Source organism: Psychrobacillus sp. 05T411 (genome assembly GCF_056396485.1).
The window spans coordinates 116,349-142,452 of the sequence record NZ_JBFTLO010000004.1; the positions used below are offsets into that span (position 1 = coordinate 116,349).

Sequence of the window (26,104 nt, forward strand, 5' to 3'; positions counted from 1 at the left end):
CTGTTATATACTTTTAGTAAAATGACCGTTTTCATAAACGACCTTCCCATTTACAATAGTTTTCTTTACTTTTCCTTTAAATGTCATACCTACATATGGAGAATGTTGATGACGATAGAACAAGTCTTCTTTTTCTAATTTAAAGCTTTCATCTAAATTAACGATGGCGAAATCTGCATCATAACCTGCAGCGATATCTCCTTTATTGGACAAACCAAAAATTTTCGCAGGATTTGTTCCCATTAGCTCAACGATCTTTTCCAAAGGTAGATTACGTTTTGCATAGCCTTCTGTCAGCATAAGATTAAATGTAGATTGTGCCCCGGAAATACCGCCCCAACCTTCGAAATAATTATCTGTAATTGTCTTCATGGAAGCTGGCGCTGGAGAATGGTCAGAGGAAATCACATCGATTTCACCATTAGCAACTGCTACCCATAAATCTTCTACTTCATTCTCCTCTCGTAAAGGAGGTGCACATTTTGCCAATCCACCCTTTTCTTCTAAGTCTTTTACAGTTAAGGATAAATAATGTCCACATGTTTCAACCGTTACATCTACTCCTCTACGTTTTGCTTCTTCTACTACTTGGACTACTTTTCTGCTGCTGGCATGAACGATATGCAATTTACATCCTGTTGCTTCAGCATAAGAAATAATTCGTCGAACAGCTTCTATCTCGGAAATAATCGGTCTTGATTCCACAAAATCACGGGCAGATGTTTTCCCTTCTAGCAACTTCTGCGTTGCAAGCTGTTCACAAATTACTGTGCTTTCCGCATGAACACCAAGTAATGAACCTATAGAGGCGATTTCTTTCATCCCTCTATAAAGCGTTTCATCATCAGCATGATGAAAATCCTCTATGCCACTCGGCGACATAAATGCTTTAAAGGCGACGACACCATTATCGTAAAGTTCCTTCAAATTATCAATGTTTTCCGGTACTAGCCCACCCCAGTAATTCGGATTTACAACTGATTTTTCTTCAGAAAGTTTTCTTTTTAACGCTAGATTTTCTTTATTTATCGTTGGAGGTGTACTGTTTAAAGGCATATCACAATAAGTCGTTACTCCGCCCGCAGCCAAGCTTTTACTGCCTGTTTCGACACCTTCCCATTCCGTTCTTCCAGGTTCATTAAAGTGCACATGAGAATCTATGAGTCCTGGGAAAACATGAAGACCATTTGCATCTATTTCGTTCGTACCTGTTGCACTAATTTCTTTATTACTGGATACTTCGGCGATCTTACCATCTTTAATCGCAATATCTCCTTTGGCAACTGATTGTGAAGTTACAATATGACCATTTCTTATGATTAAATCGTAATTTGTCAAAATAATCGCTCTCCCTTTTTTCAAATATCTCACCACTTGTAGAAGTGGTAGACTTCTGCTCCTGCGTAAGCTCGTCGCAAAAAAAAATTTACTGAATAATGAAGTTAAAAAAGTTAGAATTCCTATTTTACTGCTGCTAATAGCTTGCCGATTGGTTCTCCTACAATTCCTTTTTGTAAATCGAAAACGATATTTCCTCGAACAACCGTTTTCGTTATACGACAGTCAATTTTTCTACCTTCATAGGCACTATGTTTGTTTTTGTAATATAGATCTTCTCTTCTTAAAACATAGGATTGATTTGGATCCAATAATATAATGTCTGCATCTTTTAATACAGCTATTTCCCCTTTATAAGGCAAGTTAAACCGCTCCGCAGGGTTAAATGAAATCAAATCAACAAACTTTTCAACTGCCAAGCCTCGTTGTTTAACAGCTAAATCAAACATCAAATCAACATTATTTTGAACCCCACTAATTCCGCCCCAAGCCTCAAATATATTTCCTTGTTTCAAGTCTTCCGTACATGGTGAATGGTCAGAAGTTAACCAGTCAATATTGCCATTCAATAACTCGTCCCATAATTTTTCTTGGTCTTTTGCTTTTCGGATTGGCGGCTGACATTTTGCTTCTGGACCAATTTCCGCTACTTGTTCAGCAGTCATCGCAAAATAGTGCGGGCAAGATTCAACCGTTACATCTAAACCTTCCGAACGCGCTTTTAATATTACTTGAACGGCTTCCGACGAGCTAATGTGTACTAAGTGTAATTTACAACCTGTTTCCTTTGCAAACAAAATGGCACGGCTAACAGCATCTACTTCCGTGAAAATCGGACGTGAATCAACATACTCCGCTGCAGATGTACGACCTTCTCTAATCATTTCTTCCGTAAGCTTAGACGTAACGGATGGGTTTTCAGCATGGATACATAAAATCCCACCTAATTCCGCTATTTTTTGCATCCCCTTATACATTGTATAGTCATCGACATTGGTAAAATCCCCAGGAATATCACTTGTAATATCGGAAAGAAAACATTTAAAAGCTAGAACTCCTGCATCCCATAATTCCGCAAGTTTATCTAGATTTTCTGGTACAAGCCCGCCATAGAATCCATAGTCAACATAGTTTTGATAAACTGCTGCTTCTAGCTTAAGATCAAGTGCTTCTTTATTAATCGTTGCAGGTAATGCATTCAGTGGCATTTCCACATAACTTGTCGTACCTCCAGCTGCCATTGCTTTTGAACCTGTTTCAAATCCTTCCCACTCAGTTCGGCCCGGCTCACTAATATGAACGTGCGTGTCAACCATTCCGGGCATCACATATTGCCCACTCGCATCAATAACTTCCTTTGCTCCCTCTGTTATTTCCTCCGCTATGCAAGTAATTTTTTCATTTTTCACTCCGATATCCACTTGGCGAACACCATCACGAAATACAACATTTCCATTTTTAATAATCAAATCGTACATCCTTGTTTTTCCTCCTCGATTAAATAGAATATATTAGGATCTTTCCTCCACTACTGGATGAGATACCCGTTTTTTAGCAATTAGTGAATATAAAATAAAAGCTATTATTGTCCCCGTGAAGAACGACATATCATAAAGCGGCTTAAAGACAGGAACAAATTGACCAACTAAACTAATAACCCCAGCAATAACAAGGGTTATAATTGCTTTCATATTAAACCCGTTGCGATAATTATAAATACTGTTTGAATGATACAATCCATTCAAATCAATATGCTTCTTTGCAACAACAAAATAGTGAGAAAGCATAATACCGAGTACCGGGCTTAATAAACCCCCAATGACTCCTAAAAAAACAAAAATACTAGTTGAGTTTTCCATAAGCTTCCACGGCATTATTATTATTCCTACTAGCGCTGCGATAAATGCCCCTGATTTGAATGTTAACTTTTTCGGGAACAGCGATGCTAATTGATAGCCCGCTGGAATGATATTCCCCGTAATATTCACTGATAAAGTTGTTAAACAGATGGTTAATACGGAAACCGCAACGGCAAATTTACTATCAAATTTTTCAACGACATCCAGTACATTCCATATAGGAGTGCCAAACGCAATTTCTGAGCCGACAATTACAGCGATACTTGCAAAGGCGAATAATAAGTATGAAAGAAGTATTCCTGCAATTTGTCCAATCGTTTGAACCTTTTGGGATACTGCTTCCCTTGTAAAATCTGAAATACTAACTGCAGGAGCTGCCCATGTTGCTAAGAGCGCACTTACGCAACCTAGGAAAACGAACAACTCATTTCCTTTCATTTCTTTCGGTATATATTGCAATATTGAACTGATGCCCCCAGCTAAATTAATAGCCCAAATGGCCATTCCTCCAAACACAATATAAATAATGGGGGAAAGTATTTTTGTGAATTTACCCAAAATCCCCATTCCTCCATAGACAAATGCAACGTTTACGGCCCAGAATAACAAGAATGAAATTAACCCCGGTAAACTTAAACCAAAGAAATTCCAATCGCCACCTAAAGTTAAATATACAGGCCAAAGTTTCCCGATTAAAATCGTTACCGCAAGACTACCTGCATACGTTTGAAAACCAAACCACATAATTGCTGCAATAACTCCTCTAATTACACCAGGTACAATTGCCCCTCTAATACCAAATGATGTTTTTAGTAACATAGAAGTGGGAATCCCATACTTTGTTCCTGCATGTCCACCTATAGATAAAATCGCCCCTAAAATAATGGCTGCAAGTATAATTGTCCAAAATACCTGACCGACGGATAATCCAAGGGCAAAAAATCCCCCTACTGTTATATAGGCTGGTACGTTATGTACCGATCCCATCCAAAGGGTAAAATAGTTTCCCAACCCCCACTTTCTGTCTTCTAACTTAACGGGCATTAAGTCCTTACTAATAGTTTGTTCTGGTGGAGTCGTTTGCTGTTCCACGGGACTCTCCCCCTTTAAAGATATTTTTTCAGCGTCATGCCAGCAAAGAACATTTAAGATGACCACTGTTTTACGTCACAATACTTCCACCAATCTCTATTGTTTACCCCAAACTATTCTGGGCTATTCGATTTGAATTTTGCAGTAGCCATTAACGCCATCGCATCTCGTGCTTCATATGTAGTGTTTCCACTAGGAGATGTTAATACAACATTTTTTAGTTTTTTCAAGCCTTCTCCAATAGAAGGTTCAAACTCAAATACATCTAGTGCTACACCTTCCATTACTTTTTCATTCAAAGCCTCTATTAATCATTCCCTAAATTCACGCTTTTATAGATGGCAATACGTCGGGCGAACACTTTCATTTTGTTTGGTTTTTTACTAGTTATTTTGAACTTTCTTCCACTGTTTATGAGCAATCCTCTTAGTTTACTGCTTATTTAAAGGAAATCTATTTTTATGATATAATTTATGAAGGATGATTCATAATAAACAAATGTTAAATATTTTATATAAGGTGTGTGTCACAACAAATGAAAACAACTGTCGTTTATAAAAAAAGTGAACAATTTGAAATAAAAGCAGACTTTTATCCTACTTCTATACAGTTTGCTCCTGTCATTGTTTATATTCATGGTGGGGGTCTATTTTGGGGATCTAGAGAAGATGTAAAAGCTGAACAGGTTGAATTATATTTGCAAGCAGGATTTAATGTATTTTCCATTGATTATCGTCTTGCACCCGAAACAAAAATTCCTGACATCATTACCGATATTGCAGATGCACTTTCTTGGCTAGAGCATGAAGGTACACAACAGTTTGACTATAATCCGGAAAAAATAGCAGTAATTGGCGGCTCTGCTGGTGGCTACCTTGCTCTTTTATCTGGAACTTTTGATACAAAACCGCAAGCCATTGTCTCGTTTTATGGATACGGTGATATTACTGGCGAGTGGGCATTAAAACCAAGCCCTCACTATCGAAAAATGACAGCTGTTCCAAAAGAACTTGCCGACATGCTTATAACAAATGAAGTCATTACCGTTGGACCGATTCAAAAACGTTATGCCATCTATATGTACGCAAGACAAAATGGTGCTTGGATTGGGCAAATAAGCGATAGGGACATAAAAGAGCTCCAGTCTTTTTGCCCATTATATTCTGTAAATGCAGATTATCCGCCAACACTTTTATTACACGGAACAATGGACGAAGATGTTCCATACGAGCAATCCGTATTGATGTCCGAAGCTTTGACAAAGTCCGGAGTAGAAAACCAATTAATAACTATTCCTAACGGCAAACACGTATTCGATGAAGATTGGCAAAGTGCTACTGTGCAAAATGCATTTGATGATGTCATTCAGTTTTTAAAAGAGCATCTTCAAAAAGATAATTAATCCAAAATCAAAGAGGGTGTCCACTTAACTTAAGTGGACACCCTCTTTCATTACTCAGTTGTACTAGATGGTCTAAATAGTTATTTTATCTACTTCTACAGTTACAAGACTCTGCTTTTTATACTCATCATATACGTTTAATGCCGCCTGTAAACTTTCGCCTCTATTAACATTAAAACCTTTTCGAATAAGCGTCCCTTCTAATGCTGAAAGAACATGAAGTATATTTTTCTTACGGGAACTATATCCCATTGCCCCAACTCTCCAAATCTTTCCGTGAAGCGGTCCAAAAGAACTGGCAATTTCAACTTCAAAGTCTTCTAACATCATGGAACGTATTTCATCTCCATTTATTCCTGAAGGTATCTCAATTGCAGTAACAACAGGTAGCTTGTGCTTTTGATCACCAAATAGTTCCAATCCCATCGCTTTGATGCCTGCTATTAATGCTTTTTCATTCAACTTGTGTCGGGCAAATCGATTTTCAAGTCCTTCTTCCAGAATAATACGAAGTCCTTCTCTTAAAGCATATTGCATACTTGTTGCTTCCGTATGGTGATTAAGACGGACAGGACTCCAATAATCCTGTAGCTGTGCTAAATCAAAATAATTACTCATAATTCGATTGTTCGATGACTCGCTCTGAGATGTTTTCAAACCTAATTCAATACTTTTTCTTTTATTTATCACTTCTTCAACCCGATTGTTGTAAGTAATCGGAGATAATCCGGATGGAACAGACAAACATTTTTGCGTGCCACCAATAACGGCATCAAGCTTGAGTTCATCCACCTTAAGGTCGACTCCACCCAATGAGGCTACAGCATCGACAACTAACAAGACATCTGCATTTCGGCAAGCTTCACCAATTTCCTTTAGTGGCTGCATGCAGCTAGTGGAAGTTTCAGCATGCACAATGGCAACCATTTTTGGAGAAATCTCATGAATTTTATGGATAATTACTTCAGGGTCAAAAACCTCTCCCCAAGGAACTTCCATCGTCGTAACCTCTGCTCCATAACGCTGGCAGATTTCAGTTAAAAGATAGCCAAACCGACCGTATATGGGAACCAAAACCTTATCTCCCGGTTCAATCATACTGCACAGGACAGCTTCGATACCTGCTCGGGAAGATCCATCAACCGGGAATGCCCATTGATTATCCGTTTGAAATACAGCTCGGAGCATTTCCATTGTTTCATTCATAATATTCGTAAATGCAGGATCAAATTGACCTAAAATCGGGGTAGCCATCGCTCTTAATACTCTTGGGTCAACTTCTACCGGACCAGGTGTCATTATTGTTCTAAGTGGGACATTTAAATCTCTATACTTTGTCATATATCTTAACTCCTATTTTGAATTTATTTTAACTCGAATGAATAATTATGAAACATTTTCGATTAAACAATATACTTTTAGAAAATAATAATTAATTTTAACAGGATAAAACCTTATAATCAATGGATAATTCAATAAATTAATTGAAAATTGTTTCCATTTCCCCTAAATATTTATACGCAAATCATTATTAAGATACACATATATCACTTTTTGCAAAGTATGGGTAGCACACAAACTAATCATGGATAGACTTGATCATTCCAATAATTAAATCAGCAAGAACGACTCTCCATGTGACAAATGAAATGAAAAAGAAGCCTCTCAAAAGTTTGCACAACTAATGAGAAGCCTCTATATTCAAAATGTTATCCTTTTAAAAAAATCGGAATACTTGTTTACAATATACTCAAAAAGGAGGGATGAATATTCTTCTTTATTCATTCCCTCCTTTTTTTATTCAGTTCAAACTATTGTGCTAGAGAGTTACTCTTATTTTAAGAAGTTCATAAAGTTAGAGAATGAAGCTACTAGGTCTTGATAGTATCCTAACATTTTATCCTGTAAAGAGACTTGGTCGGATTCTTTTTCTAGCTCATCTTGACTCACTTGTTCTGTTTCAGTAGCCGAAATTACTTCTTCATTTACTGTTTGTACTGGTTCTTCAAGATCTGATACTGTATTTTCCACTGATTCCACCGTTTCCTGCTCTGGTGTTTCTACATCAGAAGGTTGTTCTTCATTTTCTACAACGACTGGAGTTTCAAGATTAACGTCAGTATCATTTGCTAAACCTGTATTTTCGTTATCAACAGAGATTTCTGGAGATGCATCTGCCTCTAAAGTTGTTGTATCTGTTACACCAGCATCAGCAGATATATCGGATACTACATCAATAGTTTCCACGTTTTCAGATTCTTCACTTGTTTGAGCTAAGTTTTGCTCAATAAGGGATTGATAGTATCCAATAACACTTTGATAGCCATTACCGATAAATTGATAAGTATCATCTACCCATGTATTTGAGTCATCTTCTTGATTTTGTGAACCCGCTACTTGGCCATCTTCAGCTGTTGGGGCTTCCGTTTCTTCAGTCGCCGCGCCTTCTTCCACTACTTCTGTTTCTTCTTCTACTTGGCCGTCTTCAGCTACCGGAGATCCCGTTTCTTCAGTCGCTGCGTCTTCTTCCACTGCTTCYGTTTCTTCTACTTGGCCATCTTCAGCTACYGGRGMTYCCGTTTCTTCAGTCGCCGCRTCTTCTTCSACTGCTTCTGTTTCATCTTCTACTTGGCCGTCTTCAGCTGTTGGGGCTTCCGTTTCTTCAGTCGCTGCGTCTTCTTCCACTGCTTCTGTTTCATCTTCTACTTTCTCTTTTTCAGCTGTTGGGGCTTCCGTTTCTTCAGTCGCCGCGTCTTCTTCCACTGCTTCTGTTTCATCTTCTACTTGGCCATCTTCAGCTGCTGTATCGTCACTTATTTCGCCTTCTTGTGGCGCATCATTATTTGTTTCATCTATATTATCATCATTATCTTGATCAGCATTAGTTATGCCGGAATTATTTTGAGCTAGTTTACTAACCAATTTACCTTTTTCAGGAGAACCTGGTAGACTTTTCGCTAATGCAGATACTTCCTGACCATGATTTTTCACTTGTTCAATAACTTCCGGATTAACACCCTTTGTATCAAGCTCTGCTGCAGAAATAGGTGCACCAGCTGCTAAAAAGGTTGCTGCCAACATTGATGTTGACATCACTAGTGGTGCTACTTTCTTCGACAATTTTTTATTTACCTTCTTAGAATCCATTTGTTTTTTATTCATTACTTGATCTCTCCTAGTTCGTATTTTTTTCTACTGATAGGATGGATTTTTCATAAATTCCGTTATTTATCGTTTCACCTCCTAACAACCTGAGTAAGACCATCACCCAAATTTTCCGACAGCACCATCATCTGCCTGTTTCGAATATACCAAAGCTTTGTTACCATTTTGTGTTACTCTGATTAAAAAAAATGACGCTTCCATTACTAATTTATCGAATTTTGCAATATATGAAATAATATATACTACTTAAACAACTCTAATCGAAATATATAATTCCGCTCTCATATTTGTTCTCGCAGACATTTCAAGTGTTTTCCTAAGCCGTATAATTTGATAGAATAGTTCAATTTTTACTTTACAAATAAAACTAGAAAGTAAAGATTATTAAACAAAAGAATCATTATTTAATAAATCTTTACATTCAATCAACTTAATGAACCCCGATAAAAAAGCAAATTGAAGAAAGTGAGTATTTTCAATGCAGGAACATTTTTATAGTACTTTCCTTTTCACAAAAAAAACTCCACCATTAACGAAAAAAGTTAATGGTGGAGTTTATAAAACTACCAGGAATCCTAAATTTTTATAACTTAAAATGTCTGACTAAATCATTTAGTTCTTCAGCTAATTTTGCTAGCTGACCCGATCCTCCAGCTACTTCCTCCATAATACTGCTTATTTGTTGAGAAGATGCAGATGTCTGTTCAACACCAGCTGCGGATTCTTCCGAAACGGAAGCAATTTCTTCAATTGCTCCATTCATCTCCTGTGCATTAGCTGCAATTTCAGTTAAGTTTTCAGCAATAGTTGTAATACTATAAACCATTTCTGTTACAGCTTCACTAATTCCACGGAAAGTCTCGCCGGTGGATTCAACCTGTGCTTTTCCTTTTTCCACTTCTTCATATCCTACTTGTAACGAATCCGATACAAGACCAGATTCTTTTTGAATATTACCTACTATATCTGTTATATTCGTTACAGAATCAGATACTTGTTCAGCAAGTTTTCTTACTTCATTAGCTACTACTGCAAATCCTTTTCCATGTTCTCCAGCCCTCGCAGCTTCGATTGCAGCATTTAAAGCTAGAAGATTAGTTTGGTCAGCAACGTTCTGAATCACGGTTACTAAATTGGAGATTTCTTGTGACTGCTTGTCTAGCCCTTGAACCTTATGGACTGAGTCCCTCACTATTTTATCTATTTTGTCCATCTGAGCAATTGAATTCTTCATTAAGTCAGATCCATCTTTTGTCATATTTAAAACTTCTTTTGAATTTGCTTCAATACGGTAACCATTTTCATTTGCTTCTTGAACTTTTTCTGCAAAATTATTCATACCAAATGATAAGTCACTCGCACTATTGGCTTGCGTTTCAGAACCATACGCTAATTCCTGCATTGTAGATGCCACTTGTTCGGCGCCCATTTTTACTTCGTTTGCAGATTGAGTCAGTTCTTCACTTTGACTGCTTACCGTTTCAGAAACTGTATTGATTTGACTTACTATTTCTCGCAAGTTCTGATTCAACTGGTTTGTAGATGTTATTAATTGACCTATTTCATCTTTAGATTTTGATTGTAATTCTCCCTTACTTAAATTACCTAAAGCTAGTTGCTCCATTACATTTGTAACATGAGGAATTTCTCTTAACATACGTTTTAATAGGAAGAATACTAAGATAATAAGGATGAGACAAGCAATACCAAAATATAAACTCATCATGATTGTAAAAGTCTTAAGACTACTTAATGCTTCCTCTTGCGTTATAGACGTTCCGACAGACCAATTGGTTGTTGGAACTGGTGAATATCCGATGTATTCTAAGCCATCATTTACTTGCGTTAGTTCAAGTCCCTTTTCACCATCAACCATTTTCTTGCCTACATTTCCTATCTCACCAGAAAGTGATTGAAGTTTTTGTTCCAATATTAGCTTACTGTTTGGATGATACAGTATGGTTCCATCGCTGGAAAGTAAAAATGAGTATCCATTTTCCCCCATCTTATAAGATTGCATTAATTGCGGTAATTCATCTAAAAACAGATCTATCGCAACGATACCAACCGTTTTTTCACCCTCTTTAATTGGTTTCATCGCACTTAAAATCATTTTTCCAAATACTTCATCCATATATGGCTCCGTAAAATATACCTTATCTTCTGCTATGGCTTGTTCGTACCAAGGCCTGTTTTTTATATCGAAACTTGGATCTGATACTACATTATTACTTCCAACTAGAAAATTGGATGTATTGCTGGCAATCCAAGCCATTGCAACAGCATCATCTGTTTTAACAATCGCATCAAGTGATTTTAAAACCCCATCGTAATAAGCATTTGTTGTTGCCTCATCTCTTGATGCAACTGTATTTAAGTATTTTAGTATCTCTTGGTTTGTTGCAATTTGTCTTACAATCGTTCCTTTATCTGCAAACATATTATTAACTTGATCAGCAATTGCCTCGCTTTTCGTCGATACATTATCTTCTACACTTTGAACTAATATGGATTTCGTATATGAATTAATCAAAAACCCCGTAATTGAAAATACAATGATGATCGCTATAAAAAGAACAAAAGCTACTTTTGTTGAAATACTATTACTAATCCAAGAAAATAAGTTTAACTTCGTTTCATTATCTTTTTTACCCATTAATATATTCCTTCCTATCCTATGTAGACTATATCTTGTATCTTTTATAAGGCATTGTGTACCGCTTTTTTTACTATATCCTCGTTAAAAGTTTTACAACAAAATCAATATAGCCAGCTTATATAGACTCCAAAATCATACTTCACTGTCCCACCGCTAGAACAAATAATAACTTTACCACTGGAATTCGTCTTTTAAATTTTTACTGCATCGTTACCATTTTTCCCTTCCCTCTAGATAAGAGATACTTAGATAAATCACCTTATGCTTCATTATCCTCAGTGAAAGGATAAGCAATCTCCATGATTGCGTTGAAATTAAGCACATCTCATCCATTTCTTCGTGTAATCCAAGTTATTTGAATCAATTCCAATGTTAATGATTTTTATCTTTAAAAAAGACTCCTTCCCTACATAAACTTATACTCTGTAGTAAATCTTTCACATTAATTATAATTGATTTTCCAAGCCTTAAGAACCACCAAAATATAGTACTTAATGATTATATTTTAACGATTCTTGAAAAAAATATATCGAAAATACCAATTTACCCTTAATTAAAATAGAAAATTAGTTAAATTCTTATAATTAATAACACATTTTTTTCAAAATCTGTTGCAATTCTAGAAAAGGAATAAACACTTAAAGAAACAAAAAAAGGTTTCTCAAAAGTTCGGGAACTTATGAGAAACCTCTTTATTTATGTGTTTTTTAAATTTAGGAATCAATTGGGTATCAAATTCCTCTCTTGATATCCTTGAAACGTTGATGTAACAGATTTTTAAGTACTTGATTACATGACTGTTTAAAAAAAGAAGGCTGTCTCCATTTTCATTGGAGACAGCCTCTTTTTATGACTAGGATATACAATTTTGCATTCACCATCAGCATTAACGAGTAACTTTGATAGTTCCTATGTTTACAAACAAATGCCTGTTATGCTTTTGGAGGTGTTCCTTCAGCGTTTGACACAATAGCATCGATTTGGATTAAAGCATCTTGAGGTAAAGCTGATACGCCAACTGTTCTTCGTGCAGGAACTCCGCCTGGGAAGAATGTTTTGTAAGCTTCGTCTACAGCATCCATATCTGCGATGTTTTTAACGAAGATATTTACTTTAACGATATCTTCCATAACGTGATCGATACTTTCAACAATTGCCTTAATGTTTTTCAAGCACTGTTCTGCCTGCTCTTTTACACCACCAGCTACCAATTCACCAGTTTTTGGATCTACAGGTAATTGAGCTGAAAGGTTATTATAATGAGAGAACGCTACAGTTTGTGTAGATAGAGAACTTTTTGGTGCATTTTCAGTGTTATTTGCCCATATAACGATACCATGTCTGTCTTCAATAGCTTGTGGAGGTGTACCATCTCCGTGTGATACTACTGCTTCAATTTGCACTAAAGCATCCATAGGTAAGGCTGAAGCTGCGACTACCGTACGTGCTGGGACATAAGCTACGGCTCTAGCAATAGCCGAATCTGGGAAAAATGTTGAATAAACTTCATTTACAGCTTCAGTATCCGATAGATCTTTAAGGAAGATATTAATTTTAACAATATCGTCAAAAGGAACGTCAATACTTTCCAAAATTGCTTTAATATTTTTTAAACACTGTCCAGCTTGCTCTTTTACACCACCAGTTACCAATCTACCAGTTTTTGGATCGATAGGTAATTGAGCTGAAAGATTATTGTAATGAGAGAATGACACGGTTTGTGTAGATAGAGGACTTGTTGGTGCATTTGCCGTGTTATTTGTAAGTTTGATGAGGTCGCCTGCTTGTGGGGCGTTTGGAATTGTACCTTCACCGTGTGAAACAAGTGCTTCAATTTGTACTAAAGCATCCATTGGCAAAGCTGCAACTGCAACTGTTGTTCGTGAAGGAACATAAGTTGGGAAGAATGTTTTATAAACTTCATCTACAGCGTCAACATCTTTGATATCTTTAACGAATACTGTGATTCTAACAATATCGCTCATAACATGATCGATGCTGTTTACAATTGCCTCAATATTTTTAAAGCACTGTTCAGCTTGCTCTTTTATACCGCCAGCTACCAATTCACCAGTTTTTGGTTCGATAGGTAATTGTGCTGAAAGATTGTTGTAATGAGAGAATGCTACAGTTTGTGAATATAGACCGTTTCCGCTTGGAGCATTTTCCGTATTTTTTGCTGTTACTGCGTTATAGTTGCTCATGATAAGATTTCCCTTCTTGATAAATATTTACTAACATAAGTATGCACCGAAAAACACGGTCTTAACCGCTCGGATTGCACTACAAAATTATAGCAGGGTTTGTTCATTTCGTCTAACGTTTTGTGATAAATGAACAACTAAAAAATAAAAACAAAAAACTTCCCACAAGTCCATTGAACTTGTGAGAAGCTTTTTTTTTATAAGGGAATGTATTATTACATCATGCCGCCCGTAAGGTGAAAGTGTGTAATATCTTTCACGATGTAATCTAAAAGTGCGCTATATCAACATTTCTAAAAATGTTCATTGTAAGATCTTTAACGGAATTTTATCGCTTTTCATTTGGTTGCGTTAGCAAAATGTTAGCATCTATTCACACACTAATTCTGTGTTACTTGTAGGTCACAGAGGTATTAAATGATGTAGTCTTGTTAACCTAACTAAAACTACGTCTTGAGTTCTGCATTTATTTTTATAAAAAGATCTAGAGTTCTTCCTCCTGAGTAGTTAACCACTGATTTTTCGGAGTTTATTACTCCATTCTTCTGATAACCAGCTCATGGATAAAACTAAAATCTACATGGCGATAAATTTTTCGCAATAATTGATGTTCAGGTGATGAGTTATTTATTATCATAACGTACTAAGCCGTAGTTCATAAAAATACTGCACAATTGGATGCTTTAACTTCATTTTCTCGTTCATGTTTAAAATTCGTTTTTTTCCAACCCGTTTGTCCACCAAAGCTAAAATATTCAATAGGATATCATTACTCTCTATGCTTTCCTCTATAGAAGTGGATAAAAACTTATTAGCTACAACGGTAAAATTTGATTTACTTAATGATGACTGCGCTGACAAAAGCTCTTTTGCATATTCCGACAATTTTCTACCCCTTGCAATTACTTGGAGACGATCTTCCGGAACCATTCCCTTGGTTTCTTTTCTTACCGCTTCAATTTCCTCATTATTGATAGGAATTTGGATATCTGAATCATTCTTAATTTCCAGCTCCGTCTGATACCATCTGATTAAGGTAGTTTTATCACTCATATTGAGTACATTCTTTTTATCTACCGCAATATAACAAAGTCCTGCTTTATCAGGTAAATAACGGTAGCCGGTTGCACTGTATTCAACCCTTCCATCTAATGCAGGACAGAGAAAACTCTCCAGATTTTTCTTCAATTTACTCCATGCCATATAATTCTCCTTCATTTTTATATTATAAATATTTATTGAGGCAGTCGTTCTTTTATCCATAATACAATAACCAACACATCGATCATACTAAATACTAGATTTAAGTGTGACTTGAATTTCTGATGTATCGATAATAGTGAGCAAATAAAATTTATAGACTGATGAGACATAACTATAGGCTTAAGACAACAATATTATTTAAAAAGATATATCGAGCATATAGCATCAATAATAATCATCCTAACACAAATAAGACTCGAACAAATCAGGGATTGACTTGGCATTTAGATTACATATCATCAAGAATATCCATCTCCACGTTACTAAAGAAATGAAAAAAGAAGCCTCCCATAAGTTTAGTCAACTCATGAGAGGCTTCATTTTTAATCTTTTATGTTAGCATTTCACTTTCACCTTACATATAAACCCATACATATCAAGGGTTGATGCGACTTATTACATCATGCCGCCCATACCACCCATATCAGGCATGCCCATTCCGCCGCCTGCTGGTTCTGGAATGTCTGCTACTACTGCTTCTGTCGTTAAGAACAATGCAGCTACAGATGCAGCATTTTGTAGAGCTGAACGAGTTACTTTTGTTGGGTCTACGATACCAGCGTCGATCATGTTAACCCATTCGCCGTTCGCTGCGTTGAAACCAGTACCGATTTCTTCGCGTTTTAGACGGTCTACTACGATTGAACCTTCTAAACCAGCGTTGTTTGCGATTTGGCGAACTGGTTCTTCTAATGCACGAAGTACAATTTTCAGACCAGTTGCTACGTCGCCTTCTTGAGCTTCTGCCACTTCAGCTACTTTGTTATATACATTAACTAGTGCAGTTCCACCACCAGATACGATACCTTCTTCCACAGCTGCGCGCGTTGCGTTTAGTGCATCTTCAATACGAAGTTTACGTTCTTTTAGTTCTGTTTCTGTTGCTGCTCCGACTTTCACTACTGCTACACCACCAGCAAGTTTAGCTAGGCGCTCTTGTAGTTTTTCTTTGTCGAATTCAGAAGTTGTTTCTTCTAATTGTGCACGGATTTGACCTACACGGCTAGCGATGCGATCTGATTCTCCGTTACCTTCTACAACTGTTGTGTTGTCTTTTGTTACAACGACTTTAGAAGCTCGTCCAAGTTGTGTAATGTCTGTAGATTTTAAATCTAGTCCTAAATCTTCTGTAATTACTTCAGCGCCAGTTAGGATAGCGATATCTTCTAACATTGCTTTACGACGATCACCGAATCCTGGAGCTTTAACCGCTACAGCATTGAATGTTCCGCGTAGTTTGTTTACAACTAGCGTAGCTAATGCTTCCCCTTCTACATCTTCAGCAATTAGTAAAAGTGGTTTACCTTGTTGTACAACTTGCTCAAGCACTGGAAGGATTTCTTGAATGCTAGAGATTTTTTTATCCGTAATTAAGATATATGGATTGTCCAAAATTGCTTCCATTTTATCTGAATCTGTAACCATATAAGGAGATGCGTATCCACGGTCGAATTGCATACCTTCTACTACGTCAAGCTCAGTAGTGAATCCTTTAGATTCTTCGATTGTGATAACTCCGTCGTTTCCAACGCGTTCCATAGCTTCAGCAATTAGTTCGCCAACTTCTGAATCTCCAGAAGAGATCGCAGCAACTTGAGCGATAGACTCTTTGCCTTCGATTGGTTTTGAAATTGTTTTTAACTCTGTAACTGCCGCTGCAACTGCAAGGTCGATTCCTTTGCGGATTCCAACTGGGTTTGCTCCAGCTGTAACGTTTTTCAATCCTTCACGGATCATTGATTGTGCTAAAACGGTAGCAGTTGTTGTACCATCACCAGCGATATCGTTTGTTTTAGAAGCAACTTCTGCAACTAGTTTTGCACCCATGTTTTCAAATGCATCATCTAGTTCGATATCTTTTGCAATTGTTACACCGTCATTTGTAATAAGTGGTGAACCGAATTTTTTCTCTAAAACGACATTACGTCCTTTTGGTCCAAGCGTTACTTTTACAGCATCTGCTAGTTTATCTACCCCACGTAGCATTGCACTACGAGCGTCTTCACTGAACTTAATTTCTTTTGCCATGATTTAGTTACCTCCTAAGTTTTGTTTCGATTTTTTATTAGCCAATTACTGCTAGAACATCGCTTTCGCGTAATATTAAATATTCAGTGCCTTCATATTTTACTTCAGTACCTGCATATTTAGAGAAGATAATGCGGTCTCCTTCTTTTACGTCCAATTCTACGCGAGTGCCGTTATCAAGTACTCGTCCAGAACTTACAGCAACAACTTTCCCTTCCTGTGGTTTCTCTTTAGCAGAGTCTGGAAGTACGATGCCAAATGCTGTTTTTTCTTCTACTTCGATTAATTCGATTACGATACGATCACCTAATGGTCTTAACAAGTGAAACAACCTCCCTAAATTTGTCGAATTTTATATTATTAGCACTCTTAGTCTTTGAGTGCTAACACACTTATAATAATAATTAATAACAGAACATTTTGCAAGTAAGAAGGCTAACTTTTTCTTTTCTCCTATATTTCCTTTACAATAAAAGAAGATTGTTAATATAGAGAGGAATCATTTCAAATGAAACAACAAAAAACCGCACTATACATTTTGATCACCTACTGTGTAATGCAACTTTCAGGAGTAGTTTTTGTACCCCTCCTTCATAAATTACTCCAAACAATGGATGTGCAAGATCCAGTGCTCGCCACTTACGGTTGGTGGATGTTCATCAGCATGGGAATTGCTACCTTTTATACATTGTATATTATCCGCAAAGACAGCACATTTCTACGCCCACTAAAAGGACAGCAAGCTACTTTAGGGGGAGCAATCGGCTTTGGTATTATTGGATTTTTCCTTGTTTTTTTTGGTCAAATTTTTGCAGCAAATTTGGAGATTAAGCTGGGAATAGAACCAGGTTCTGAAAATACAGCGCAATTTATTGAGATTTCACATAGTGTTCCTTTCGCGATATTTGCCATTGTAATTTTTGCGCCTATACTAGAAGAAATTATCTTCCGTCGCATCATTTTCGGTTCTTTATTGCCTAAAACGAACTTTTTTGTAGCAGCGCTTGTTAGTGCGATCGCATTTGCAGTTATACACTTCGAGTTTACGCACATCCTACTATATGCGGTGTCTGGGTTTATATTCGCTTTTATTTATTACAAGACAAAACGCATTATAGCTTCGATTATTTCCCATATGTTACTGAATGGGTTTGTGGTACTTGTTCAGTTTTACGGCCCTGCGATTAAAAAGTTCTTGGAAACTTATTCGCAAATACCATAAAGAAAAGCCTTCCATTTGCTGGAAGGCTTTTATTCATTCTTCTGTATGCTCATTTCGTATCAAGTAAATCAACGTTTGCACCTCGACAGACAAGTCAATCGTATGTACTCGAATCGTATCTGGCACGGATAACCTCACCGGGGTAAAGTTCAAAATCCCTTTTATAGTTGTTTTCGCTAAACGGTCGGCAACTTCTTGTGCAGAACGACTTGGAACTGTAACAATTACTAATTCAATCCCGTACTCTGCCAGTTTTGCTTCCATCACACTTGGATGAAAAACCGGGATATCACTTTTCATTATTCCTTCTACTGGTGCTTTCGTGTCAAAAGCAACGACAATTTTTGTATTGTGATTTTTCTGAAAATTATACTTGAGAAATGCAGTTCCTAGACTACCTACACCTATTAATGCTACATGAGCAGCTTCGTCTTGGTCTAGCGTTTTTCGGAAAAATTCTAGCAGTGTCGGAACATCATAGCCGTATCCTTTTTTACCGAGTGCGCCAAAATGAGAAAAATCTCTTCGTATCGTTGCGGAATCTATTTTCATTGCCTCGCTTAGCTCTTGGGAAGAAACTCGTTTATGTCCTGCATTATGAAAGCTTTGCAAAAATCTATAATATAACGGAAGTCTTTTCGTTGTTGCTTGAGKAATTCTTGGAAGTTCAGGTCTCATGAAAAACCCTCCTATTTCATTGGTACAAATCGTTATTATATTACTAGACATTTCCTTCCTTGTAAAGCTAGGGCGTTGCAACGTTTGTCCCTATCTATTACACTAAGGAGAGAATTGAGGTGCCAATAATCGTGATTGTTTTACAAGTCAATCAAGTAACAAAATCCTTTAACGGAGAAGATATATTAACAAATGTAAAGCTAGAAGTCCAAGACCGAGATCGTGTCGCACTCGTCGGACGAAACGGTGCTGGAAAGTCTACTTTACTTAAAATAATTGCCGGTGACATGTCGTATGATTCCGGCGATATCATTATGCCAAAAACTGTTCGCCTAGGTTATCTAGAGCAACATGCAGGACTTGAATCGAAGCTTTCCGTATGGGAAGAAATGAAATCCATTTTTAGCCATCTGATCGACTCGGAAAAAGAGCTACGTTCTCTAGAAGCACAAATGGCAGATCCTTCGATATATGAAAATGCTGACGCTTATGCACGCGTAACTGCAGCGTATGATGAACTACAACTTGCTTTCAATGAAGCGGGAGGTTATCGATTTGAATCGGATATCCGCTCCATTTTACACGGCATGCAGTTTTTCCCTGAAGATTACGATAAGCCTGTACAAGCATTATCTGGTGGACAAAAAACAAGGTTAGCCCTAGCAAAAATGTTACTAAGCAAACCTGATTTGCTTATCCTTGATGAGCCAACGAACCATTTAGACATCCAAACACTTAGTTTTTTAGAAAATTATTTAAAAAACTATAATGGGGCCATTTTAATCGTTTCCCATGACCGCTACTTTTTAGATCAAGTCGTGAACTTTGTATATGAAGTTTCTCGCCATAACGTGACTAGATATGTTGGGAATTATAGTGCTTATTTAAATGAAAAAGCAAAAAACTATGAGCTCGACAAAAAGAAATATGAGAAACAGCAAGAGGAAAAAGCAAAATTAGAAGACTTTGTGAGCAAAAATCTAGCACGTGCTTCTACGACAAAAATGGCACAATCCAGACGGAAAGTCCTTGAAAAAACAGACTGGATGGATGCCCCAGATGGCGATGAAAAATCGGCAACTTTTGGATTTTCTATCGATCGGCCGAGTGGAAATGATGTATTAAGACTGGAAGAAGTGGCAGTTGGATATCCAAACAAAACAGTTTCCTCGAATATCTCGTTTTCCGTTTATAAGCAAGATCGTATTGCGCTTGTCGGGCCAAATGGCGTTGGGAAATCCACTTTACTGAAAACACTGATGAAGCAACTGGACAATGCAGCCGGAAAAATCCAATATGGAACAAACGTCCAATTCGGTTACTATGACCAAGAACAAGCTGCTCTCACTGGCAATAAAACCGCTTTGCAAGAACTATGGGATGAATGGCCACTGATGAACGAAAGAGATGTCCGCACTGTTTTAGGGCGCTTCCTATTTAGCGGCGATGATGTCCAAAAAACAATTGCTACCCTATCAGGCGGAGAGAAAGCAAGACTTGCACTAGCCAAATTAATGCTATTAAAAGCAAATACACTTGTACTCGATGAGCCGACAAACCATTTAGATTTAGATAGTAAAGAAGTACTTGAAAATGCATTACTAGACTTCCCAGGTACCATTATTTTTGTATCGCATGATCGGTATTTTATTAACCGGATTGCAACAAAAGTGATTGAGTTATCCAGCGATCAAGCGACCCTTTTCTTAGGCGATTACGATTACTATTTGGAAAAGAAAGAAGAACTAGAAGAACTTGCGCAGGAAAATGCCGTCATAGAAAACACGGTTGTTGTGAAGGCAAACACTTCTACAATTGATAAAGAAGCAAAAAAGAAGGAACGTCAATTACGTCGTCAACTGGAAGAGCTAGAAGCCCAGATGCCGACAGTAGATTCTGAGATAGCTTCCGTAGAAGAAAAACTTTGTGATCCAGCAATATTCCAAGACCACGAAGCAGTACAACAATTGCAAATAGAACTGGATACGTTAAAAGAAAAACAAGATGAACTATCAAATGAATGGCTAGAGTTACAAGAATCATTAGAAGAAATAGCTTCAAACTAAAGGGATTCCTATATGGGAATCCCTTTTTTGGTGAGTGGAGAGTTACTTTTCATATTCACAGGTTAGTTTGTCACGCTCAGCCATTTATTGCAAGATCATATGTCGAATTTTAGCTATATATGTTGGTCAAGTACTTTTTTTCTCGATTTTATTTTCCACAATCTTATTCACAAGAAAAATCTAGTAATACCAACATATCAACAGACTTATGCACACTATCCACAGATTTCAAACTACACTATCCACATAGTTGTGTGTAAATGAGACACAATATATAGAAAATACAAAACTTATGCACATCTTATCCCCAGTCTGTGCATAAGTACGAATGTTCTCTATTGACAAGTCGAATAATACCTGTTAAAAAATCCCCTTTTCTTGTCGAAGAAAAGAGGATTTCGATTAGTTCCAGCTATTTAATTCCATTCCTGGTCGACCATTCATCGACATATCACTTGTTTTTCCAGCAGAAAACTTAGAATTTCCAGCAGCTGCAATCATTGCTGCATTATCTGTACATAATGAAATCGAAGGCACGTAAAATGGAATGTTTTCTTTTTCGAATGTTTCTTCAAGCGATTTACGCAGCCCTTTATTTGCAGCAACTCCACCTGCAGCGATTACTTGTTTCACGTTAAATTCCCGTGCTGCTCTTAATGTTTTGGTCGTTAACACTTCAATAACACTTTCTTGGAAACCTGCCGCTAAATGATTGGGATTAATCTCTTCTCCGCGTTGCTCCGCGTTATGTTGATAGTTAATCACAGCAGATTTCAAGCCACTGAAGCTAAAATCATAAGATCCTTCTTCCAACCACGCTCTAGGAAATGGCACTGCTCCGTCACTCTCATTAGCGAGTCGGTCAATATGTGGCCCACCTGGATACGGTAAGTTTAATACTCGGGCCACTTTATCGTACGCTTCACCAGCCGCGTCATCGCGGGTTTCTCCGATTAGTTCGAACTGACCGTCTTCTTTCATCAATACTAATTCAGTGTGACCGCCCGATACGACTAATGCCAATAGCGGAAACTCCATCGGTTGCACAAGTGCATTTGCATATATATGACCAGCGATATGATGCACGCCTACTAGTGGAAGACTGTTTGCAAATGCAAATGCTTTTGCGGCATTTATGCCGATTAATAACGCACCTACTAGTCCCGGCCCTTCTGTGACCGCAACTGCATCTAGATCCTTTGCTGTCATATTAGCTTGCTTCAGTGCCTCTTCTATAACAATCGTAATTTGCTCCACATGATGTCTGGACGCTATTTCAGGTACAACTCCACCGAAACGCTTATGGCTTTCGATTTGAGAAGCGACTACGTTGGAAATGATTTCATGTCCATTTTTTACGATGGAAGCAGCCGTTTCATCACAGCTCGTTTCTATTCCTAATATAAATTGATCTTTTATCATTTGAACTCCACCCACATGACAAGAGCATCCTCTTGTGTATCTGTATAATAATTTTTTCGTATGCCACCATCTTGGAAACCTAGTTTATAATACAAGTTTTTGGCGATATCATTCGTCACACGTACTTCTAGTGTCATTAGGACAACATCTTGTTCTAACACTACACGAATCGCTTCACGCATTAAGCCTTCGCCAATTTTCAGTCCCCGCATACGTTCTGAAACGGCTACATTCGTTATATGACTTTCATCCATGACAACCCACATTCCACAGTAACCAACGATTTCTTTCGTTTCTGTCTCTGCCACAATATAGTGCGAATACAAATTCGTCGTCATTTCATGTTCAAATGCTTCTCTTGTCCATGGAACAGGAAATGCTTCTTCCTCTATTACTAAAATTTGATCGATATCGTCTATGGTCATTTTTCGATAGGTAATGGTTTGATTAGTTATCATGTTTCTTCTGCTCTTTCATCCAATTTGCTTCTGCCTCTGTAATGCGTAAGTATTCGGGCACGGTCGTATGTGCTTCTGTTGGTTGTTGTTTTTTAGCTAGTTCGATTAACACTGCGGCACTCGGTAAAGAGAATGCCGCATTCGCACACTCGACTTTATCTCCAAGCACTTCTTTTATTTGTTCCCAATGTATGTTAACGTCCATCCCGACAAATAAAACCGGTTGTCCCATTTCATCCACTGTTTTTAACAATTCTACAAGCGACATATGTGCCTCTTTCACTACTTCCCCATTCGTATAAATCCCTGCGAATACATTGCCACGTCTTGCATCCATAATAGCGCAAACAATTCCAGGAAAATAAGGTGCATTTCCGGCTAACGCTTGTAAGCTTGATACCGAAACAATCGGTACATTCAAGGTCCATGCAAGTGTTTTTCCTATCGTTACACCAATTCGAACCCCTGTATAAGAACCCGGTCCTTTCGCAACAGCAATCGCATCAATATCACTAGGCTTAATATCCGCTTTCTTTAATAACTCCTCTATTGCAGGCATTGCCCCAATGGAATGCGTAATTTTAAGGGATGACTTATACTCTGCAAGTACTTGGTCATCCTTTACAACAGCTACCGCAAGCGGAGTATGGGATGTATCTATTCCTAACCAAATCATTCAAAAAGCTCCTCACATAATCGTTCATATCGTTTTCCAAACGGAGTAAACGTAAATTTTCGCTTATCATCTTCTAGTCGATGAATTTGAATTGCCAAATGCTCCGGTGGCAAGTCTTCATTTATCAAATGAGCCCATTCGATAATACTTACTGCCTCTCCGTAAAACAACTCGTCCCACCCTAAATCTTCATCACTATCCGCTAAACGATATACATCTAAATGGTTTAAAGGCAGTCTGCCCTCATATTGCTTTAAAATAGTAAACGTCGGGCTATTCACATTCCTTGTAATTCCAAGCCCTTTAGCTATACTTTTGGTGAACGTTGTCTTCCCCGCCCCTAAATCGCCTTCTAGCGTAAGCACATCACTTGGCTTTAAAAGTTCGGCAAGTTGCTGAGCAAGCTGTTCTGTCTCCTGTTCCGAATTAATCATACGTTCATATATCATCAGTCGCTATCCTTTCAAGTACTTATCTGTTTGCTTCTATTATAAAGAAATAGTAGAAGGAATGTAAGTAGACAGCCCTTAAGGCAAAAAAAATCACTTCGCGAAATGGCGAAATGATTTTGCTTTCATTAGTGCACGAGACGTACAATTTCTTGTACGGCCTGTTCTCCAGCATGCACCCATCTATTTTTATCCTCAATTTTACCGTCTTTGTCGAGAGGTTCTTGGAACTGATTGAACCCACTAGAAGTTAATAATGAATTTTCATCCCTATCTAAACCAACATTCACAACATGCTTAATAACATAAGGAGTTTGAAATCTTATATATGCTTGTTGATGATCCAAGTCACCTTCCAGTACTTCAAATGGAAGCCTTAAATAGATTGTCTCTCCTGCTTCCCGCCATAAAACATTATCGAAGCTTCCTTTATGATAATCCCAGTTCCCTCCAATACTATATCCCAAGCGCTGAATGCTATCTCGCAATTGTCCAAAGTAAGCTTGCTTTCCTTCTAAATCTGTTTCTAGTTGTAACATAATCGATTCACTCCTTATTAAATACTCTGTTCTATCTTCACCAATAAAGAATGATTCAATTCAAGCGACATGTAAAAAGACCGATAAAAAGAGCAAATACTCCTTTTATCGGTCTTTTGATAGTAATTTAATATTTTCTTAATGCCAAAGGTTTTTTAGAAAACCATTCCCGGCGAATAAAGGAAGTACATAAGGCTAATAATTCTTCAATTCGTTGCGTGGAAGAAGCTAGAATTCGGATTGTGAACCCCGACTCATGAAGCATCGACATTCCTATTTTACAATCCCCGATATGACTCTCCAACTCTTCATACAATTGATTAAGAAAACTAGTTGTACATCGCACGTCCACAACAATCATGGAACCTAAATGCGTGAAGTTTTCCATAAATCCTATATCATCTACTTGTGAATCACTAGGTTGTAATTTTAAATGATCGAAAGCAATCAACTGGTCTTCCATATATATTTCATTCTTAAGCCTCAGATGATCATATTTAAACCACTTACCATCTGGAGACCAACCTGGTGTTAATATATCAGTATAAACAAGTGTGGATCCTTTTTGCATTCTAATTACTGTGTTTTGGTTATACCTCGCATCTCGATAAGCAATTAAGGGATCTGGAATATATTCGAGCACACTACCCTTTTTTAATATAAATTCCGTTTCCTGTAGAACTGGTGCTGTCGGCGTTCGATATACTTTCGTAGCAGATTGGGTTGTGAGTATTAACTCAGCCTGTTCTTCCAGCGTCACTTCTATTCGATAACGGTCCCCACCAACATAACCACCACCAGGATTCACGATAAAAAAGCAGGCCTGTCCCGTATTATCCAGATAGTTCGGGCGAAGCACCTTCAATGCACCTTGGAAATACACCGTTTTTGTGACGGTTTTTTCTTTCTTTTTTTCCATCACAAGTTGTAGAATCCCCGTCCAATTTTCCATCTTATTTCAATCCTGAAAGTAATGCATTTTTACGAATCCAATCCATTACTTCTTCTAAGCCAGTATTGTCTTTAAGATTTGTAAAGATGAATGGTTTATTTCCTCGAAACACTCTTGTATCCGAAGCCATCACGTCTAAGTTTGCACCTACATATGGAGCTAAATCAGTCTTATTGATAATGAACAAATCGGATTTAATCATCCCTTGTCCACCTTTACGAGGAATTTTTTCTCCTTGTGCAACATCGATAATATAAATGGAGAAATCAACAAGCTCCGGACTAAATGTTGCAGCTAAGTTATCTCCACCACTTTCGACAAAGATCAAATCTAAATCAGGATGACGTTTTTTCAAATCTTCAATTGCTGCAGAGTTCATCGATGTATCCTCACGAATAGCAGTATGCGGACACCCTCCTGTTTCAACCCCAATAATACGATCTTCTGGAAGAATCCCATTTGTCATTAAAAACTTAGCATCTTCTTTTGTATAAATATCATTGGTAATAGCAGCCATACTGATTTCATCTGCCATATGACGGGTTAGTTTTTCTACTAACATTGTTTTCCCAGCACCTACTGGGCCACCTATTCCTATTTTAATTGGTTCCATTATAAATAATCTTCCCTTC

Annotated in this window: 21 protein-coding genes and 1 pseudogene; 3 read left to right on the forward strand and 19 right to left on the reverse strand. The window is 37.5% G+C overall.

Annotated features, from left to right (window positions below):
- Window positions 1-3: 3 nt before the first annotated feature.
- The 4 genes and pseudogenes from AC1DFT_RS04720 to AC1DFT_RS04735 all read right to left on the reverse strand — a co-directional run.
- A complete protein-coding gene (locus tag AC1DFT_RS04720; RefSeq protein WP_477918039.1) occupies window positions 4-1,338 on the reverse strand; it encodes an allantoinase in 1,335 nt (444 codons plus the stop codon).
- A gap of 122 nt (window positions 1,339-1,460) precedes the next feature.
- Window positions 1,461-2,816 (reverse strand): allantoinase AllB, encoded by a 1,356-nt coding sequence (allB, locus tag AC1DFT_RS04725; RefSeq protein WP_477918040.1) that lies wholly within the window; start codon window positions 2,814-2,816, stop codon window positions 1,461-1,463.
- A 33-nt stretch (window positions 2,817-2,849) separates the two neighbouring features.
- On the reverse strand, window positions 2,850-4,289 hold the full coding sequence (allW, locus tag AC1DFT_RS04730; RefSeq protein WP_477918041.1) for an allantoin permease: 1,440 nt from the start codon (window positions 4,287-4,289) through the stop codon (window positions 2,850-2,852).
- 113 nt (window positions 4,290-4,402) lie between these two features.
- Window positions 4,403-4,600, reverse strand: a pseudogene (locus tag AC1DFT_RS04735) (NAD(P)-dependent oxidoreductase); the annotation flags it as partial.
- 224 nt (window positions 4,601-4,824) lie between these two features.
- On the opposite strand from AC1DFT_RS04735, the gene AC1DFT_RS04740 reads away from it, so the two are divergent.
- A complete protein-coding gene (locus tag AC1DFT_RS04740; RefSeq protein WP_477918042.1) occupies window positions 4,825-5,691 on the forward strand; it encodes an alpha/beta hydrolase in 867 nt (288 codons plus the stop codon).
- Between the two features lie 72 nt (window positions 5,692-5,763).
- On the opposite strand, the gene AC1DFT_RS04745 is transcribed toward AC1DFT_RS04740, so the two are convergent.
- From AC1DFT_RS04745 to groES, 7 genes are all read right to left on the reverse strand, one after another.
- Window positions 5,764-7,032, reverse strand: a complete 1,269-nt coding sequence (locus AC1DFT_RS04745) for a pyridoxal-phosphate-dependent aminotransferase family protein (RefSeq protein ID WP_477918043.1) — start codon at window positions 7,030-7,032, stop codon at window positions 5,764-5,766.
- Between the two features lie 492 nt (window positions 7,033-7,524).
- Complete coding sequence (locus tag AC1DFT_RS04750; protein WP_477918044.1) at window positions 7,525-8,853, reverse strand: hypothetical protein; 1,329 nt, start codon at window positions 8,851-8,853, stop codon at window positions 7,525-7,527.
- 586 nt (window positions 8,854-9,439) lie between these two features.
- Complete coding sequence (locus tag AC1DFT_RS04755) at window positions 9,440-11,512, reverse strand: methyl-accepting chemotaxis protein (protein WP_477918045.1); 2,073 nt, start codon at window positions 11,510-11,512, stop codon at window positions 9,440-9,442.
- A gap of 935 nt (window positions 11,513-12,447) precedes the next feature.
- Entirely contained in the window at window positions 12,448-13,719 is a 1,272-nt protein-coding gene (locus AC1DFT_RS04760; protein WP_477918046.1) for a RidA family protein, read from the reverse strand.
- A 633-nt stretch (window positions 13,720-14,352) separates the two neighbouring features.
- The gene (locus AC1DFT_RS04765; RefSeq protein WP_477918088.1) at window positions 14,353-14,922 is read right to left on the reverse strand and encodes an SF0329 family protein; all 570 of its coding nucleotides are present in this window, start codon (window positions 14,920-14,922) and stop codon (window positions 14,353-14,355) included.
- Between the two features lie 456 nt (window positions 14,923-15,378).
- Complete coding sequence (gene groL, locus AC1DFT_RS04770) at window positions 15,379-17,010, reverse strand: chaperonin GroEL (RefSeq protein WP_477918047.1); 1,632 nt, start codon at window positions 17,008-17,010, stop codon at window positions 15,379-15,381.
- A gap of 37 nt (window positions 17,011-17,047) precedes the next feature.
- A complete protein-coding gene (groES, locus tag AC1DFT_RS04775) occupies window positions 17,048-17,332 on the reverse strand; it encodes a co-chaperone GroES (RefSeq protein WP_093274211.1) in 285 nt (94 codons plus the stop codon).
- A gap of 186 nt (window positions 17,333-17,518) precedes the next feature.
- Here groES and AC1DFT_RS04780 point away from each other — a divergent pair, with 186 nt between their 5' ends.
- A complete protein-coding gene (locus AC1DFT_RS04780) occupies window positions 17,519-18,232 on the forward strand; it encodes a lysostaphin resistance A-like protein (protein ID WP_477918048.1) in 714 nt (237 codons plus the stop codon).
- A gap of 33 nt (window positions 18,233-18,265) precedes the next feature.
- Here the strand turns inward: AC1DFT_RS04780 and AC1DFT_RS04785 are convergent, their stop codons facing one another.
- Window positions 18,266-18,910 (reverse strand): redox-sensing transcriptional repressor Rex, encoded by a 645-nt coding sequence (locus tag AC1DFT_RS04785; protein WP_477918049.1) that lies wholly within the window; start codon window positions 18,908-18,910, stop codon window positions 18,266-18,268.
- Between the two features lie 131 nt (window positions 18,911-19,041).
- Between AC1DFT_RS04785 and AC1DFT_RS04790 the strand changes: the two genes are divergently transcribed.
- Window positions 19,042-20,976: an ABC-F family ATP-binding cassette domain-containing protein gene (locus AC1DFT_RS04790; RefSeq protein WP_477918089.1), complete on the forward strand. Its 1,935-nt coding sequence runs from the start codon at window positions 19,042-19,044 to the stop codon at window positions 20,974-20,976.
- A 402-nt stretch (window positions 20,977-21,378) separates the two neighbouring features.
- Here AC1DFT_RS04790 and tsaD read toward each other — a convergent pair whose 3' ends face one another.
- The 7 genes from tsaD to ureG all read right to left on the reverse strand — a co-directional run bounded on the left by tsaD (window position 21,379) and on the right by ureG (window position 26,085).
- Window positions 21,379-22,398: a tRNA (adenosine(37)-N6)-threonylcarbamoyltransferase complex transferase subunit TsaD gene (tsaD, locus tag AC1DFT_RS04795; RefSeq protein ID WP_477918050.1), complete on the reverse strand. Its 1,020-nt coding sequence runs from the start codon at window positions 22,396-22,398 to the stop codon at window positions 21,379-21,381.
- Window positions 22,395-22,856, reverse strand: a complete 462-nt coding sequence (gene rimI, locus AC1DFT_RS04800; protein WP_477918051.1) for a ribosomal protein S18-alanine N-acetyltransferase — start codon at window positions 22,854-22,856, stop codon at window positions 22,395-22,397. The genes tsaD and rimI overlap by 4 nt, the downstream gene beginning before the upstream one ends.
- On the reverse strand, window positions 22,846-23,532 hold the full coding sequence (tsaB, locus tag AC1DFT_RS04805) for a tRNA (adenosine(37)-N6)-threonylcarbamoyltransferase complex dimerization subunit type 1 TsaB (protein WP_477918052.1): 687 nt from the start codon (window positions 23,530-23,532) through the stop codon (window positions 22,846-22,848). Before tsaB ends, rimI begins: the two co-directional genes overlap by 11 nt.
- Window positions 23,529-23,981: a tRNA (adenosine(37)-N6)-threonylcarbamoyltransferase complex ATPase subunit type 1 TsaE gene (tsaE, locus tag AC1DFT_RS04810; RefSeq protein ID WP_477918053.1), complete on the reverse strand. Its 453-nt coding sequence runs from the start codon at window positions 23,979-23,981 to the stop codon at window positions 23,529-23,531. The genes tsaB and tsaE overlap by 4 nt, the downstream gene beginning before the upstream one ends.
- Window positions 23,982-24,109: 128 nt before the next feature.
- Window positions 24,110-24,520, reverse strand: coding sequence for a YugN family protein (locus AC1DFT_RS04815; RefSeq protein WP_477918054.1), 411 nt, complete (start codon window positions 24,518-24,520; stop codon window positions 24,110-24,112).
- A 127-nt stretch (window positions 24,521-24,647) separates the two neighbouring features.
- Window positions 24,648-25,472 (reverse strand): urease accessory protein UreD, encoded by an 825-nt coding sequence (locus AC1DFT_RS04820; RefSeq protein ID WP_477918055.1) that lies wholly within the window; start codon window positions 25,470-25,472, stop codon window positions 24,648-24,650.
- 1 nt (window position 25,473) lies between these two features.
- The gene (ureG, locus tag AC1DFT_RS04825) at window positions 25,474-26,085 is read right to left on the reverse strand and encodes an urease accessory protein UreG (protein WP_142604883.1); all 612 of its coding nucleotides are present in this window, start codon (window positions 26,083-26,085) and stop codon (window positions 25,474-25,476) included.
- Window positions 26,086-26,104 lie beyond the last annotated feature (19 nt).

Coding starts and splice junctions, on each gene's coding strand:
- allB (WP_477918040.1), bottom strand. CDS start 2,816: ATGTACGATTTGATTATTAAAAATGGAAATGTTGTATTTCGTGATGGT.
- AC1DFT_RS04740 (WP_477918042.1), top strand. CDS start 4,825: ATGAAAACAACTGTCGTTTATAAAAAAAGTGAACAATTTGAAATAAAA.
- AC1DFT_RS04745 (WP_477918043.1), bottom strand. CDS start 7,032: ATGACAAAGTATAGAGATTTAAATGTCCCACTTAGAACAATAATGACA.
- AC1DFT_RS04755 (WP_477918045.1), bottom strand. CDS start 11,512: ATGGGTAAAAAAGATAATGAAACGAAGTTAAACTTATTTTCTTGGATT.
- AC1DFT_RS04760 (WP_477918046.1), bottom strand. CDS start 13,719: ATGAGCAACTATAACGCAGTAACAGCAAAAAATACGGAAAATGCTCCA.
- AC1DFT_RS04765 (WP_477918088.1), bottom strand. CDS start 14,922: ATGGCATGGAGTAAATTGAAGAAAAATCTGGAGAGTTTTCTCTGTCCT.
- groL (WP_477918047.1), bottom strand. CDS start 17,010: ATGGCAAAAGAAATTAAGTTCAGTGAAGACGCTCGTAGTGCAATGCTA.
- AC1DFT_RS04780 (WP_477918048.1), top strand. CDS start 17,519: ATGAAACAACAAAAAACCGCACTATACATTTTGATCACCTACTGTGTA.
- tsaD (WP_477918050.1), bottom strand. CDS start 22,398: ATGATAAAAGATCAATTTATATTAGGAATAGAAACGAGCTGTGATGAA.
- rimI (WP_477918051.1), bottom strand. CDS start 22,856: ATGATAACTAATCAAACCATTACCTATCGAAAAATGACCATAGACGAT.
- tsaB (WP_477918052.1), bottom strand. CDS start 23,532: ATGATTTGGTTAGGAATAGATACATCCCATACTCCGCTTGCGGTAGCT.
- tsaE (WP_477918053.1), bottom strand. CDS start 23,981: ATGATATATGAACGTATGATTAATTCGGAACAGGAGACAGAACAGCTT.
- AC1DFT_RS04815 (WP_477918054.1), bottom strand. CDS start 24,520: ATGTTACAACTAGAAACAGATTTAGAAGGAAAGCAAGCTTACTTTGGA.
- AC1DFT_RS04820 (WP_477918055.1), bottom strand. CDS start 25,472: ATGGAAAATTGGACGGGGATTCTACAACTTGTGATGGAAAAAAAGAAA.
- ureG (WP_142604883.1), bottom strand. CDS start 26,085: ATGGAACCAATTAAAATAGGAATAGGTGGCCCAGTAGGTGCTGGGAAA.